Source organism: Paenibacillus sp. 102, from assembly GCF_039549175.1.
Lineage (GTDB): Bacteria > Bacillota > Bacilli > Bacillales > Bacillaceae_G > Bacillus_A.
In genome coordinates this window covers 215,744-229,954 of sequence record NZ_JBCGHT010000004.1, presented here as the reverse complement: position 1 = coordinate 229,954, position 14,211 = coordinate 215,744, and the positions used below count along the sequence as shown (strand labels likewise).

Genomic DNA, 14,211 nt, shown 5'->3' with positions numbered 1-14,211 from the left:
AAATTAAAAGTCAAACTAGATAAATACTGTAGTTTGGTTTTTTATTATGTTTCTGTTAACACTGTAACTGCAATATTCCAAATGAAATAGTTAATCAATCCTTTAGCCGCTCTTGTAGCGTATACTTTCTTTTCACACAGATTTAATTTTAAAGATTTTTAATTATTTTCTTGATTTTAAATAAAAAAAGATTAATTAAAACACGCTCTTTTCTTCTGTTCTTTTATCACGGGTGATAGAATTAATTTGATCAAACTTTATTTAAAATCTACAGTAATGGAGGGTACCTATGAAATATAAAGTTCTCTTATTTGATGTTGATGATACATTATTTGATTTTGGTATATCTGAAAAAAAGGCATTGAATAAAACGTTTGTAGACTTCGGATTACCTACGGGACTGGTAGATTATGAAGACAGCTACAAAGAGATTAGTAGAGTATTATGGGAAGAGTTAGAGCAGGGGATTCTAACTTTATCTGAATTGGGAGTGGAGAGATTTAGGAAATTGTTTCTAGCCCATAAGCTTGAAATAAATGCTGACATATTCAACAGTACATATCTTAGCTATTTAGGGACAGAAATACATATGGTATCAGGAGCTGTAGACTTGTGTAATACACTTGCTGATTGTCGGCTAGCTATTATTACGAATGGATTCACAGATGTGCAGAAATCTAGAATCAAGGGTTCGCCTCTTTGTGATATTTTTGAGCATACTATCATTTCGGAAGAGGCTGGATTTCAAAAACCAGCACGAGGGATTTTTGATTATGCGTTTTCAAAGCTGCAAATTGCAGATAAAGCGAGCGTATTAATGATTGGTGACTCTGTAACTTCTGATATCCAAGGGGGAATAAATTACGGGATTGATACATGCTGGTTCAACCCGCACTGTAAGGAAAATAATATAGGCATTAAACCAACATATGAAATTCGTGAGTTAACCGAGATTATAAAGATTGTAGGAAACTCTAAAAAATCCCTCACTACATGATAAGTAGGAGGGATTTTTGTAGGCTATTTCTCATCAAAAATAAAGATGTCATTAAAATTAAAAATCAAAGATTTGTAATCTGTTTAATTAAAGTTCAGAAAAATGATAATATTCACAAGTTATAGGCAGTAAAAATATCGTAAAATGGTTGCAAGAGGAAGGGAGGGGGCAACGTATGATCAAGTGGATGTTAATTATGTTAATGATTGTGGCTGTTATTGTTGTTGGAACAATAGTAATTGGGAAAAATGGGGATGAAAATTATAGCAAATCAACGAAAGGAAATATTACGAGACTTACAATGATTTACCTTTTGTTAGCAGTGGTTTTAATTGTTGGTCTAGGTTTATATATATATTTTAACGGATAAGGAGAAATATATAACGGTCTGTTTCTAAAGATGATACGTAATAAAAGATTTCATGAAACTTTATTTAATCTGGAAAAATACAAAAATCTAAAAATACGAGTATGCTATAATAGAGATATAGTTTATTGGTAAATGAGGAAAGGATTGGATAAAATGATTGAAATTGTGAATGTATCAAAAAGTTATAATGGTTCTTCCTATGCTGTGAAAGATTTAAGTTTAACAGTGCCGAGTGGAGAAATTTTTGGGTTTTTAGGGCCAAATGGTGCTGGGAAATCCACAACAATTAAGATGGTAACGGGTATACATGCAATAGATAAAGGAGCAATTTCGATCAATGGAAAAGATGTGACAAAGGAACCTTTAGAGGCAAAGAAAACATTTGGGTATGTACCAGATAGTCCAGATATGTTTTTAAGATTAAAAGGAATAGAGTATTTAAACTTTATGGCGGATATGTACGAGGTTCCCAATGCAATCCGGCAGGAGAAAATTCAATCGTTGACTGAGAGATTCGATCTTTATAATGCTTTGTCAGATCAAATTCAAAGTTATTCACACGGAATGAGACAAAAGATTATTATTATCGGTGTTCTTCTCCATGATCCAGATGTATGGATTTTAGATGAGCCAATGACAGGGCTTGATCCAAAATCAGCGTTTATTTTAAAACAAATGATGAGGGAGCATGCAGATAAAGGAAAAACGGTATTTTTTTCTACGCATGTATTAGACGTAGCTGAGAAATTGTGTGATCGCGTAGCCATTATTAATAAGGGAAATTTGCAGTTCCAAGGTAATTTAAATGAAATGAGAGATCATTTTAAATCCAATGAATCACTTGAGAAAATGTTCTTGGAGATGACTGGAAATGAATAAAATTTGGACATTAACAAAAGTATTATTGAAATTAAATTATGCCGATATCATAACGGATAAAAAGAAACGGTGGGCGTATGCATTTTCATTTTTAGCATTATTATTCGCTGGCTTTATATTTATCGGTCCACTTACATATGGAATGTACGCTGGAATGGAATCAATCGGACAAGAAACATCGATCATCGGAATGGGATTAGCTGTTGCGAGTATATGGGTATTTGTAATTAGTATTACGAACATTTTAACTGTATTTTACTATAATAATGATGTTGAAACTCTATTACCTTTACCACTACAACCATCACAAATCATTACGGCAAAATTTATTACGGTATTAATTACACAATATGTAATGGGAGCTTTCATTTTATTTCCAATTTTTATTGTATATGGTGTGCAAAGCGGTGCATTTATTACATATTATTTATATGTAATATTCATTTACATATTTTTCCCTATTATTCCGTTAGTACTTGCATCGCTCTTAATGACAGTTATTATGCGTTATACAAATATAGCTAAGAATAAAGACCGCAGTAATATATTTATTGGAATATTAACCTTATTGTTTGTCGTAGGCATTAATGTATTTATTCAGTGGCGAAACAAAAGTGCAGTATCAGGGGATATGATGGCAAATTACTTTGCTGATAATCAATCGTCTCTATTCGTTCAGATGACAAATTATTTTCCGACAACATACTTTGGTGCGATGGGGTTAATAGAAAATGCTTCTTGGAAAGGAATTATATATGTTCTGATTTTTGCAGCGATTTCCTTAGCATTTTTCGGATTGTTTTTCTATGTTGCACAGCGTACGTATTTAAAAGGGGTTATCGGACTTTCAACGAGTACTGCGAAAAAAGAAGCCATCTCAGCAGAAAACTTAAAAAAATCAACTGTACAAAATTCACACATAAAAGCTTATGTCAAAAAAGAGTTCAAAATTTTATTCCGAACACCACAATTTTTTATAAATTGTATCGTGCAAACTTTTGTGATGCCAATTATGTTATTCTTTATACTTTTCGTACAAGAGGGGAACTTAAAGTGGTTAACTAAGTTTATAAAAGAGCCAGAATGGTCTGGTCTAGCTCTTGGCATAGGTTTCTGTGCAGGTTTATTCTTAATGGGAAGTAATGTCATTGCCACAACCTCTTTTTCTAGGGATGGAAGTTCATGGTTTGTCAATCGCTATTTACCAGTAAAGGCATCAGATATATTTTTTGCAAAAGTTTTTACAGCATGGTTTATAAATATAACAATTTTAGCTGTGTTTGGTCTGATTATGACAATTGTTGCGGGTGTGTCACCACTCTTTATGTTGTTATGGTTTTTACTAAGTGCAAATGGCCTTTGGTTAACGAATTTAATCGGTACACGTTGGGACGCTCAAACGGCGGATATACATTGGGATTCGGAGCAAAAGTTGTTTAAAAGCAGGTACACAACTTTATGGAATTTCCTTGCAAATATTGCGATGGATCTAGTAATCGTAGCTGGAGTTGTTGGATTATACTTTTTCTTTGGAATCGGTATGTGGGGAATGTTTAGTATCCTATTAATTACATTTATGATTATAAATGTAATTGTAACACGTAGTTTACAGTTAGGAGCAGAGCGCATTTTAGCAAATATTAAATAAAAAAATGATAAATCCTCTGTATTCATTACAGGGGGTTTATTTGTAAGAAATGTAGTGATAATTTTAATTTATGGTCAATTCTATTTTGTGAAATAGGAGGAGGAACCAATGACGAAAATAGCAATTGTTACAGGAGCGACACGTTTAAATGGAATTGGAGCAGCAATTTGTAAGGCGCTTGCTCAAAAAGGAATGGATATATTTTTCACATATTGGCCTCAGTATGATAAGGCGATGCCATGGAGTATGAAGGATGAAGAACCATTTTTATTGAAAAGAGAAATTGAAAATTATGGCGTACGTTGTGAAATGGCTGAAGTGAACTTATCGCAATCGTATGCACCAAACCGGTTATTATATATGGTATCAGAACGATTAGGAGAGCCGTCTATTCTCATTAACAATGCTGCATACTCTACTGATACCACAGTAGAGGAACTTGATGTAGAGCAACTAGATAGGCACTATACGGTAAATATGCGCGCTACGATGTTATTAAGTACGCTATTTATTAATCATTATTTACTTGAAACAAGTGGAAGTATTGTAAATCTTACATCTGGCCAATCGTTAGGTCCAATGCCAAACGAACTTGCTTATATAGCAACGAAAGGAGCGATTGAAGCTTTTACTACTTCAGTAGCACCCGTTGCAATGAAAAAAGGAATTACAGTAAACGCTGTTGATCCAGGGCCGACCAATACAGGATGGATGACAGAGGAAATTAAGGGGTATTTAGTAACCAAATTTCCAACAGGAAGAATAGGGGAGCCTGTGGATGTAGCACGTCTCATACAATTTTTAGTAAGCGAGGAAGCAAAGTGGGTGACGGGACAAGTCATTCATTCGAATGGTGGGTTTTACTAATGATTTATAATTTTATTATGTAAACAAAAAGGTTGAGAAATAATATGAAGTGAAAAATAATTATTGAATTGATTTTTATATAAAATAAATAGATTGTCAGTAAATAGCGGCTTTTGATAGGAGAATATATTGTCATATAAAGAATACAGTTCTTGATATGACAATATATTCTCCTTCTCTTATGTTAAGAAAGGTTGGTCAGGTAGAAAAAGCTCGAATATTAAATGTAAACAATTGGCCAAATAGCATATGGATATGAAGATTTCTGTCGGAAAGATGAGAGTTAGAGCAAAAAGGGATTTTTATGGATAAATAGAATCGTAAAAGGGAGGATAAAATTGTAAATATAGGAGGCTTTTTATGAAAATGAAAAAAATCACAATTGCATCAATAGCAATTGGTACAATGCTCTCCGTTACAGCTTGTAGTCCCTCCGCAGAAAAAGATCAAGTGAAAAAGGAACAAACGAACGCACAAGAAGAAGCAAAAACAACGAATGCTGATGAAACATCTGCAACGAAAAACGATGAAAAAGAAACAAACACATCTACTAATGAAAAAACAGAGAAAGATCAAAAGAACTCCAAAGAATCGTCTGGAACGGAGAGTAATGCTAAAACAACAAATGAGAAAACGAAGGAAAAAGAAACAAATACGAAAGCAAATGACCAAACTACAGGTGGAAAAACGACAGAAAAAGAAACAAGTACAAAAACAACAGAACAATCTACGAACGGAAAAACTGCAACGAAAGATACAAATAAAAGTGTGGCTGTGAAAACAAATGTAAAAGCAGTTGCGCAACTTATTGACAGTTTAGATAAACAATTAGCTGCAAACCCTAAGCTAGATACAGTGAATAAGCTAGGAAAGCAAATTAATGAAAAATGGGATGTAATCGAAAAAGAGTTAGAAGCGACTCATCCAACTGATTATAAAACGATTGGACAAAGTATGTACCCTTTAATTGTCGCAGCTGAAAAAGAAAAAATAGATATGAAACGAATAAAATCGTTAACGACGAAAACGAAGCAAGATTTAAATCAATTATTAAACAAACTTTGAGGACAAAATAGAATATTTTATGGAAAAGGAGAAACAATATAGGTTTCTTCTTTTATTTGTGTCTAGTGAATGACCCCTCCCTACCACTAGACTATGTCCTGCACGCGCTTGAGGAAGAGGACTTCTGTCGGAGTACTGTTAAAGCTCAAATGCTCATACTATAAAATGGATATCCAATGTAAAAATACTAGTTTTAGAGCGACGGAGGAGGCACATATGGACGATAATATAAATCGGATGTTCCCGTGTACCTGGTATGCTGTCTGTTTTTCAAAGGATGTTACGAGTCAGCCGATAAAGAGAAGAATAGTAGGAAAAGAATTAGTTTTATTTCGTAATGCGAATCATAACATACAAGCAGTACATGCGTATTGTCCTCACCGCGGGGCAGATTTATCTCTTGGTTCCATTAGAAAAGGGAGAGTAACATGTGCATACCATGGATGGGAGTTTGATGGAGGAGGTACTTGTGTATGCATTCCATCGCAGCCTTCGAAACCGATACCAAAATTTGCACACACGAAGTCTTATCCTGTAATTGAAAAAGCTGGACTGATTTGGGTATATCCAGACTGTGAGGTGAGCGATGAGGAATTACCGGTATTGGAACTATTTGAGGAAGTTGAGGATACAGGTTTTGTATTTTCACCGTATAAAGCGACTTGGAATGCTCACTTTACAAGAGTTGTAGAAAGTGTACTAGATGTTGTCCATTTAAGTTTTGTTCATAAGAATACAATTGGGAAAGGCACAAACCCTGAGTTAGAAGAATTGCAAATTGAAGGTAATTTAGATGCATTTTCCTTGAAAAATGGTGAGGCTTATTTATGTTATAAGTTTCCTCAGCAATGGCTGTTAAAGCCCTTAGAGGGGATAAACAAGAAGTTTATTAATTTTGTAACTTTTACACCGATAGATGAAGAAGAAACAATGATTTTTGGATTAGCAGGTAGAAACTTTGCGAAAAAAATGCCGTTCCTACATACAATTTTTAGCCGGTATAGTTTGAAAGTTCTTCAAGAAGATCAAGTGGTAGTAGAAAGTCAGCACCCAAGACCAATTCCAGAAGCTTTGAAAATGGAGGTGCATGTATACGCAGATGCAGCGCAAATTAAGTTTAGACAGAGATGGTTTCAATTTTTAACAAGTGAAGAACGAACTTGTTATTTAGATAAATGAGTATATCATAAATATGTTATGTAAACTTCATTTGCGATTATAGGTAAAAGACTGTGTATAAAAAAGAGGCCATCTTTTAGTAAGCCATTCTCTTTTAAGGTATCCGCATAGGGAAAAGAAAATATAAAAACAAGTATAAAAGCAGTGGATTTCGCAAGTGAAATCACACTGCTTTTAGCATTTTGTTGAAGAGAAATATGTATGATTTAAATACATATTTTAATTAATAGAACATTCTAGTTTAGACCAATTATTGAAGAGTGAACCAGTGTTCTATTTATTCATGTTATTCGTATGATATTAGTAAATGAATTGGAGGAAGGTTAATGAAAGCAATTGTGTACACAAAGTACGGTGCCCCCGACGTTCTTCAACTGAAAGAGGTAGAGAAACCTGTTCCTAAGCAAAATGAAATACTGGTCAAAATAAAAGCGACAACTGTAACAGCAGGAGATATTCGGTCACGGAGTTTTACAGTTCCTCGTTCTGTTTGGCTACCTGCTCAAATAACACTTGGTTTTAATCAACCTAAAAAACGAATATTAGGAATGGAGTTAGCAGGAGAAGTTGAGTCAGTAGGGAAAGATGTCAAGCGGTTCAAGGAAGGAGACCAGATTTTTGCGGCTACCCAAGTGGGCTTTGGTTCTTACGCCGAGTATATTTGTTTGCCTGAAGATGGAGCGGTATCTATTAAACCATCTAATATAAACTATGAGGAAGCCGCTGCCATTCCAATTGGGGCACGCACAGCTTTGTTTTTTCTTAGAAAAACCAACGTTCAGAGCGGTCAAAATGTTCTTGTTTATGGTGCTTCTGGAAGTGTAGGAAGTTATGCAGTACAGATTTCCAAGTATTTCGGAGCAAACGTTACAGGGGTGTGCAGTAACACAAATTTAGAATTGGTAAAATCTTTGGGAGCCGACAAGGTAATTGATTACACCGCAAAAGATTTTTCTACTACAGACGAGACGTATGATGTTATCTTTGAAGCGGTAAACAAGAGCTCGTTTTCAGATTGTATCAAATTGTTAAAGAAGGGCGGTACTTATATAAATATCGTTGAACCGTTGCCAAGTGTTCGAATGCTGTGGACTAAATTGACAAGCAGCAAGAAACTCATATTAGGTCAAAATTCACCTGAAACTTCCGAAGCATTAGACTTCCTTAAAGAGCTTGTTGAGACAGGGAGGATAAAAGCGGTCATTGATAGGTGCTATGCATTGGAAGAGATTGTGGAAGCTCATAGATATGTCGAGAAAGGACACAAGAAGGGAAATGTCGTTATAAATGTGGAATCTCACAACAAATCATAATACATGAAGAATGCTCCGAATTAAGGTTTTTCAGTTTTAGAAAATGTAAAATTGACACGCCCTTCATCAAAACGCTTTAAGTATACAAAGCATTGATATAACAATAAAAAAGCAGAGCGAATTCATGTGCGAATTGCTCTGCTATTATCTCTATTTCTATAGTTGTGGGGACTCTAAAAGAGAACGGCTTAACTTTTTAGTGGGCCACTTTTTTATAAATAGTCCTTTAAAGTTCCATCTTTAACGCAAGATAGGGGAAGGGTTAATTCGGTACCTTCCTTCATATTACGTAAAACAATGGTTTCCGTAGAGAGTTCAGTTTCACCAATAATAAGCACGTAAGGAATATTCTCTTTATTTGCGTAATTAAGAGCTCGCTTTAGTTTACGGTCGGCAAGTTCAAGTTCAATCCTCATTGTACTAGTAGAACGTAATTGCTCTGCTATTTGTAAGCATTTCGTTTCCGTTCCAATAGGAATAATGAAAATATCAGCAGAAGTAGATTCCGTTTCTTTTTGCTCAAGAGCTGTATAAATAACATCCAAGCCAAAGGAAATTCCTACTGTTGGATAAGAGGTATTATCCTTACGAAAGGCTCCAATTATATTATCATAACGTCCACCACTACCAATACTTGAAGTGATACTTCCATCTGCTAAAAAGATTTCATAAACTGTGCCTGTATACATTGTAAGCCCTCTTGCTAGGAATGGATTAAAAATAGTATTTTTTTGGGAACCAAGTGCGAGTAGGTATTGCTGTAATTGCTGTAGTTCGTTGATTCCATCTGTAACAAGTGAATTTGAGAAAGTCTGTTTAAACTCATCAAGCTCTAATGTCATACAAGATTCAACGGTATTACAAACAACCTCTACAGTGTCATTTATGATTCCACGGCTTTGTAAATCTTTTCGTACGCCATCAATCCCAATCTTTTCAAGTTTATCTAATGATAAAATAACATCGTTTGTTTGTTCATCTTGAATTTCAATTGATTTAAGGATACCTGTTAATAACTTACGATTATTATATTGAATGGTAACATCTAAGTTTAAAGTTTTGAAAAGATCAAAGGCCATAGCCATTAATTCAGCTTCAGCAATAACAGATCCTACGCCAACTATATCAACGTCACATTGAATAAATTCACGGAACCTTCCTTGTTTTATCGGTCCATCACGAAAGACTTTTCCGATTTCATAGCGTTTAAAGGGTAAACGAATATCCGGATTCATTGCTACTACTTTTGCAAACGGGATTGTTAAATCATACCGAAGTGCGAGTTCACGATTTCCCTGATCGCGTAGTGTATACATTTCTTTTAAAATTTCAGCACCGCCCCCATATTTGTAGGCCATCAGTTCATACATATTTAAAGTAGCTGTTTCAAGTGGTTTACAGCCATATCGTTCAAAAGTTTCTTCACAAGCACGCTTAATTTTACTTCGCAATAACTGTTCCTCGGGTAAATAATCTTTCGTTCCTTTTACATTTCTTACATCCATTTGAATCACTCCTTTTTAAATTAAAAAAAGCTATGCAGGTATAAAAATACCCACATAGCTTTATGAACGCTTCGTGGGTAACAGGAAAAGCCCTGTACCCACGAAGAAAATTTTCTTCGGATACACGGCGTTATGTATGATGATGAAGTTGGAAAGAAGTAGTAAAATTAAACATGAATAATCTCTCCTTAAGTTTTTTCAAAAGTATAACAAAAGATTTTTGAAATATCAATGTTTTTTGAAAAAGGGGAATTTATTACCCTGTACATGGAGTTAGGAAATCTATATAGTGCTTAGTCACTTTCCACTACTTGGTAAAAAATAGAGAAATAAGATACAATATTTATATATTGAAAATGGCGTTTTAGTCATTTTATATAAAATAACAAGCGTCAATTTGTCACAGGAGGACTTTATTATTATGGAGTACAAAACGAATGTCATGCGGTTGTTAGATAAGAAGAAAATCGATTATAAGCATTATAGTTATGCAGATACTGATGCAATTAGTGGAATTGATGTTGCGTTAGTATTGGGACAATCTCCCGATCAAGTATTTAAAACATTAGTAACGACAGGGAAATCAGGACAGCACTACGTTTTTGTTGTACCTGTAAATAAAGAATTAGATTTGAAAAAAGCTGCTGCTAGTGTTCGTGAAAAGTCAATCAGTATGCTGAAATCAAAAGATTTACTCTCGCTCACTGGCTATATTCATGGTGGCTGTTCACCGGTTGGAATGAAAAAATATTTTCAAACTGTCATTGATAAAAATGCTATTGAATTTGAAACCATTATTTTTAGTGCAGGGAAGATAGGATATCAAGTTGAATTGGGATTAGAAGACTTGAAAAAAATCATTCGCTTTGAAGTGCATGATATTGTAGTTGAGTAGTATATTACGAATTCTGGTGACTGAGTTGGAGGTATAATAAATCCATGTACTGGAATGTAATAAAAAGAGCCATTTGGCTCTTTTTTTATTATGTTAATTGAGAATGCCTGCTCTTCTTACTGGAGTGAAGATGGTGGGACTAGTTACTGAAAACTAATTCGTATTATTTTGGAATTTCGGTATCTTCTTAATGCCTTCGGTTCCCATGATACTGCCAATAAATGCAATTAATACACTTGAAGAAATGAATTTGACTACATAATAAATTCCTGTTCCAGTAACTAAATCTAAGATTAAAAACTTTTTAATTGTTGAACCTTTAATTATATAAACAATAATTTGATCGTTTTTTCTATTCAACATTGTCACACCCTTATTCTTTTATAAAAGAATATTACAAGGAAAGGTTGTCATATTCACTCATGACTACATAATAGTTCAGCATTGATAATTAAAAAAACAAAAGAGCAGCTAGCAAAAGCTAACTGCTCAGCCCCAGGGAAAGGGAGAAAAGATTATAGGTACTACAAATTGGATTAAAGCTGTTCACCAGCCTGTATATAGTATGTACAGAATTTGAAATATTATGCAGGAGGGAAAACTATAGTATACAAAATTTTGCAATATAAGACAGGTGAAAAATAAAACGACAAGAATATGTAATATATAAAATAGGAAAGAGGGAGAAAAATGTGGAAAACAACAGATCTTTGTGATGCTTTTGAAGGTGAAGTACAAGTATGTAAGCCAATTTTTCAATCATACGGAAAGAAAGAACAATTTCATGGAAAGATTGCGACGGTTAAAGTGAAAGATGATAATGTATTAGTAAAGGAAGCGCTGCAAACTTTACCAGAGGGAACCGTTTTAGTAGTTGATGGAGAGGGGTCTACAAATTGTGCACTACTTGGAGATAATTTGGCAAGCATTGCAGAAGAGCGCAAATTAGCAGGTATTATTGTGTATGGATATGTTCGTGATTCTAAGGAACTGCGAAATATAAACATTGGTATTTTAGCATTAGGTACAATACCGAAGAAAAGTAGAAAAGAGGGAAAGGGAAAAAAAGAAATCCCTTTACAGTTTGGAGCAATTGAGTGGATTCCAGATCATTATGTGTATGTAGATGAAGATGGTGTTATTATATGCGAACAACCGATTCATAGTAACCTATAGTATCTATATAATAGAAGCTTTATAGTTTTATGCAATAGACTCTTATTCATAGAAAATAAATCAGTGAAAACATAGACAAAATCTCGTGTCAATAGTAAAATAATACAGAAATTTATAATGTGCTGAATGTATAGGTGATTGTTTTTTCAACAACTTTGAAAAGAAAAGTTAGTAGGAAATCGAATTTGGAATGTTACTGTAAGTGAATGTTATCACAATGCTACATTCATAAGCTGAATGATCTTTCCTATACAAATCCAATCGCTACTTACTTGGATAAAGGGAGGTGTTGCGTTTTTTTGTAGTACTAACAGTAGAAAGTGCTATGATTGCATGCCCTTGAAGGGCCTTTTTTATGTATAAGTAAGCAAAGGGAGGAATTAGTGAGGATGGCAATGATAAAAAAATGGCTGCTTACGTCGATAATGGCAGTTGCATTAGTATTTGTTTCATTCACAAATACTGTACATATTACGTTTGCTGAAGGTAAAACAGCAACACTTGCGATCATTGGGGAATCGCAAAAAGGAGTTATTCTATGTCCGAAAGAAGTGTCAATTGAAGATGGGGAAACAGCCTATAGTTTGTTACAAAAAGTTATGGGGACGAAAGTAACAGCTGAGAACACGAAATATGGTATCTATGTTAAAGGTATTGACGGTTTAATGGCTGGTGATACAAGTGGATGGACATATGATGTAAATGATAAAGCTGCCATGGTAGGAGCAGATAGTTATAAATTAGAACCTGGAGATGTTGTTGCATTTCGTTTTGTTGTAGATTGGAACAACATGAGTACAGAAACATTGCAACAGGTGCTCGATAAGATTGGAACTTGTAAAAAAGATCCAGATACAACTAACCTAGAAGAACAAAAACCAGAAGAGCAAAAGCCGGATGGACAAAAGCCTGAGGAACAAAAACCAGAAGAGCAAAAGCCAGATGGACAAAAGCCTGAGGAACAAAAGCCAGAAGAGCAAAAGCCAGATGGACAAAAGCCTGAGGAACAAAAGCCAGAAGAGCAAAAGCCTGAGGAACAAAAACCAGAAGAACAAAAGCCAGATGGACAAAAACCTGAGGAACAAAAACCAGAAGAGCAGAAGCCAGATGGACAAAAGCCCCATGAGTTGAAAGAACCAATCAAAAATGAATTGCTAATGAAGCAACTAAATCTAGCGATTGCAAAAACATCAAAAAAAATGATGGAAGATGGAATTGATAGTGATTGGGTAGCAATTGCACTTGCTCGTTCAGGATATAATATTCCAACTGAAACAAAGATTAGTTATTTACAATCTTTAACACAAACAGTGGAAAAGCGTGTGAATCGATTTAATGCGACAGATATAGCAAGAACTGTTTTAGCGGTATCAGCGGTAAATGGGAATCCAACGAATGTTGCAGGGAAAAATTTAGTACAAGAATTGTACCAATCTGAAAAACTAAATTCTGTTACTGGTTATACATTTGCTTTACTTGCACTTGATACGAAAAAATACGAAGTGCCAGCTGGAGCGAAATGGAATCGTGCTGCTTTAGTAAAAGAGATTTTAAATGCGCAGCATACAGATGGTGGCTGGACGTATAGTGTTGGAAGCGGTAAAGAAGAAGCAAGTAATATTGATGTAACAGGTATGGTGTTATCAGCATTAGCACCATATCAAAAACAACCAGAGGTAAAACAAGCTTTAGACAAAGCAGTGCAGTATGTAGCAAATAAACAATTAAGCACTGGCGGATTTGAAGCTGATGGTCAAGAAAATTCTAACAGTGTTTCGCAAGCAATTATTGGACTTGCTATTACAGGAATCGATCCAACTGGTGAAGTGTTCACTAAAAATCATGTAAATGCAGTTCACAATTTACTGTCATATCAACTTGCAAATGGTGAATTTAAATGGTTACCAAGCGATGAAGAAGGTAATGGTATGGCTACTGAACAAGCATTTTTAGCGCTCGTTCAATATAAGGCATTTGTAGATGGAAAAGGCTCTATATATGATTGGACAAATCCATTGACTGGAAATGATAAAACTTCAGTTGAAGAGCCGAAAAAACCTGTAGTAGACGAACCAAAGGTGATTGAAAAGCAAGAAGTGATTCAAAAACCGCAGGAACAAACACATGATGAGAGCTCTCGTGTTGTTACGAAAAATAAAACAGTAAATAATGAAAAAACTGCAATAAACCGTCAGTTACCAAAAACAGGAGCGTCTGCCTGGGATACTGCTATGCCAGTAGGGATGGGCGTATTATGCATCGCTTCAGCATATGTTTTATGGAGACGAAAAGCAGCTTAACGAAAATTAGGAGCAAT

13 protein-coding genes are annotated in these 14,211 nt (G+C 34.7%); 11 read left to right on the top strand and 2 right to left on the bottom strand.

What is annotated here, in order from left to right; all coding sequences use genetic code 11:
- The first annotated feature begins 289 nt into the window (after positions 1-289).
- The 8 genes from AAIE21_RS13315 (at position 290) to AAIE21_RS13280 (ending at position 8,318) form a co-directional block, all read left to right on the top strand.
- Positions 290-997: a YjjG family noncanonical pyrimidine nucleotidase gene (locus AAIE21_RS13315; protein ID WP_343267220.1), complete on the top strand. Its 708-nt coding sequence runs from the start codon at positions 290-292 to the stop codon at positions 995-997.
- A 187-nt stretch (positions 998-1,184) separates the two neighbouring features.
- Entirely contained in the window at positions 1,185-1,367 is a 183-nt protein-coding gene (locus AAIE21_RS13310) for a hypothetical protein (RefSeq protein ID WP_481858680.1), read from the top strand.
- 153 nt (positions 1,368-1,520) lie between these two features.
- A complete protein-coding gene (locus tag AAIE21_RS13305; RefSeq protein ID WP_343267314.1) occupies positions 1,521-2,246 on the top strand; it encodes an ABC transporter ATP-binding protein in 726 nt (241 codons plus the stop codon).
- On the top strand, positions 2,239-3,894 hold the full coding sequence (locus AAIE21_RS13300) for a putative ABC transporter permease subunit (RefSeq protein ID WP_343267218.1): 1,656 nt from the start codon (positions 2,239-2,241) through the stop codon (positions 3,892-3,894). The genes AAIE21_RS13305 and AAIE21_RS13300 overlap by 8 nt, the downstream gene beginning before the upstream one ends.
- A gap of 108 nt (positions 3,895-4,002) precedes the next feature.
- Complete coding sequence (locus AAIE21_RS13295; RefSeq protein ID WP_343267217.1) at positions 4,003-4,761, top strand: SDR family oxidoreductase; 759 nt, start codon at positions 4,003-4,005, stop codon at positions 4,759-4,761.
- A 360-nt stretch (positions 4,762-5,121) separates the two neighbouring features.
- Complete coding sequence (locus AAIE21_RS13290) at positions 5,122-5,826, top strand: hypothetical protein (protein WP_343267216.1); 705 nt, start codon at positions 5,122-5,124, stop codon at positions 5,824-5,826.
- Positions 5,827-6,042: 216 nt separating this feature from the next.
- The gene (locus AAIE21_RS13285) at positions 6,043-7,005 is read left to right on the top strand and encodes an aromatic ring-hydroxylating dioxygenase subunit alpha (RefSeq protein ID WP_343267215.1); all 963 of its coding nucleotides are present in this window, start codon (positions 6,043-6,045) and stop codon (positions 7,003-7,005) included.
- A gap of 326 nt (positions 7,006-7,331) precedes the next feature.
- A complete protein-coding gene (locus AAIE21_RS13280) occupies positions 7,332-8,318 on the top strand; it encodes an NAD(P)-dependent alcohol dehydrogenase (protein WP_343267214.1) in 987 nt (328 codons plus the stop codon).
- A gap of 212 nt (positions 8,319-8,530) precedes the next feature.
- Here the strand turns inward: AAIE21_RS13280 and AAIE21_RS13275 are convergent, their stop codons facing one another.
- Complete coding sequence (locus AAIE21_RS13275) at positions 8,531-9,823, bottom strand: histidine--tRNA ligase (protein WP_343267213.1); 1,293 nt, start codon at positions 9,821-9,823, stop codon at positions 8,531-8,533.
- A 421-nt stretch (positions 9,824-10,244) separates the two neighbouring features.
- Here AAIE21_RS13275 and ybaK point away from each other — a divergent pair, with 421 nt between their 5' ends.
- A complete protein-coding gene (ybaK, locus tag AAIE21_RS13270; RefSeq protein ID WP_343267212.1) occupies positions 10,245-10,718 on the top strand; it encodes a Cys-tRNA(Pro) deacylase in 474 nt (157 codons plus the stop codon).
- A 153-nt stretch (positions 10,719-10,871) separates the two neighbouring features.
- Here the strand turns inward: ybaK and AAIE21_RS13265 are convergent, their stop codons facing one another.
- Positions 10,872-11,081: a hypothetical protein gene (locus AAIE21_RS13265; RefSeq protein ID WP_343267211.1), complete on the bottom strand. Its 210-nt coding sequence runs from the start codon at positions 11,079-11,081 to the stop codon at positions 10,872-10,874.
- A gap of 327 nt (positions 11,082-11,408) precedes the next feature.
- On the opposite strand from AAIE21_RS13265, the gene rraA reads away from it, so the two are divergent.
- The gene (gene rraA, locus AAIE21_RS13260) at positions 11,409-11,894 is read left to right on the top strand and encodes a ribonuclease E activity regulator RraA (RefSeq protein WP_343267210.1); all 486 of its coding nucleotides are present in this window, start codon (positions 11,409-11,411) and stop codon (positions 11,892-11,894) included.
- Between the two features lie 389 nt (positions 11,895-12,283).
- Positions 12,284-14,194 (top strand): DUF4430 domain-containing protein, encoded by a 1,911-nt coding sequence (locus AAIE21_RS13255; RefSeq protein WP_343267209.1) that lies wholly within the window; start codon positions 12,284-12,286, stop codon positions 14,192-14,194.
- Positions 14,195-14,211 lie beyond the last annotated feature (17 nt).

Bases quoted from the DNA above. Each gene is read 5' to 3' on its own strand.
- AAIE21_RS13315 (WP_343267220.1), top strand. From the start codon at position 290: ATGAAATATAAAGTTCTCTTATTTGATGTTGATGATACATTATTTGAT.
- AAIE21_RS13310 (WP_481858680.1), top strand. From the start codon at position 1,185: ATGTTAATTATGTTAATGATTGTGGCTGTTATTGTTGTTGGAACAATA.
- AAIE21_RS13305 (WP_343267314.1), top strand. From the start codon at position 1,521: ATGATTGAAATTGTGAATGTATCAAAAAGTTATAATGGTTCTTCCTAT.
- AAIE21_RS13300 (WP_343267218.1), top strand. From the start codon at position 2,239: ATGAATAAAATTTGGACATTAACAAAAGTATTATTGAAATTAAATTAT.
- AAIE21_RS13295 (WP_343267217.1), top strand. From the start codon at position 4,003: ATGACGAAAATAGCAATTGTTACAGGAGCGACACGTTTAAATGGAATT.
- AAIE21_RS13290 (WP_343267216.1), top strand. From the start codon at position 5,122: ATGAAAATGAAAAAAATCACAATTGCATCAATAGCAATTGGTACAATG.
- AAIE21_RS13285 (WP_343267215.1), top strand. From the start codon at position 6,043: ATGGACGATAATATAAATCGGATGTTCCCGTGTACCTGGTATGCTGTC.
- AAIE21_RS13280 (WP_343267214.1), top strand. From the start codon at position 7,332: ATGAAAGCAATTGTGTACACAAAGTACGGTGCCCCCGACGTTCTTCAA.
- AAIE21_RS13275 (WP_343267213.1), bottom strand. From the start codon at position 9,823: ATGGATGTAAGAAATGTAAAAGGAACGAAAGATTATTTACCCGAGGAA.
- ybaK (WP_343267212.1), top strand. From the start codon at position 10,245: ATGGAGTACAAAACGAATGTCATGCGGTTGTTAGATAAGAAGAAAATC.
- AAIE21_RS13265 (WP_343267211.1), bottom strand. From the start codon at position 11,081: ATGTTGAATAGAAAAAACGATCAAATTATTGTTTATATAATTAAAGGT.
- rraA (WP_343267210.1), top strand. From the start codon at position 11,409: ATGTGGAAAACAACAGATCTTTGTGATGCTTTTGAAGGTGAAGTACAA.
- AAIE21_RS13255 (WP_343267209.1), top strand. From the start codon at position 12,284: ATGGCAATGATAAAAAAATGGCTGCTTACGTCGATAATGGCAGTTGCA.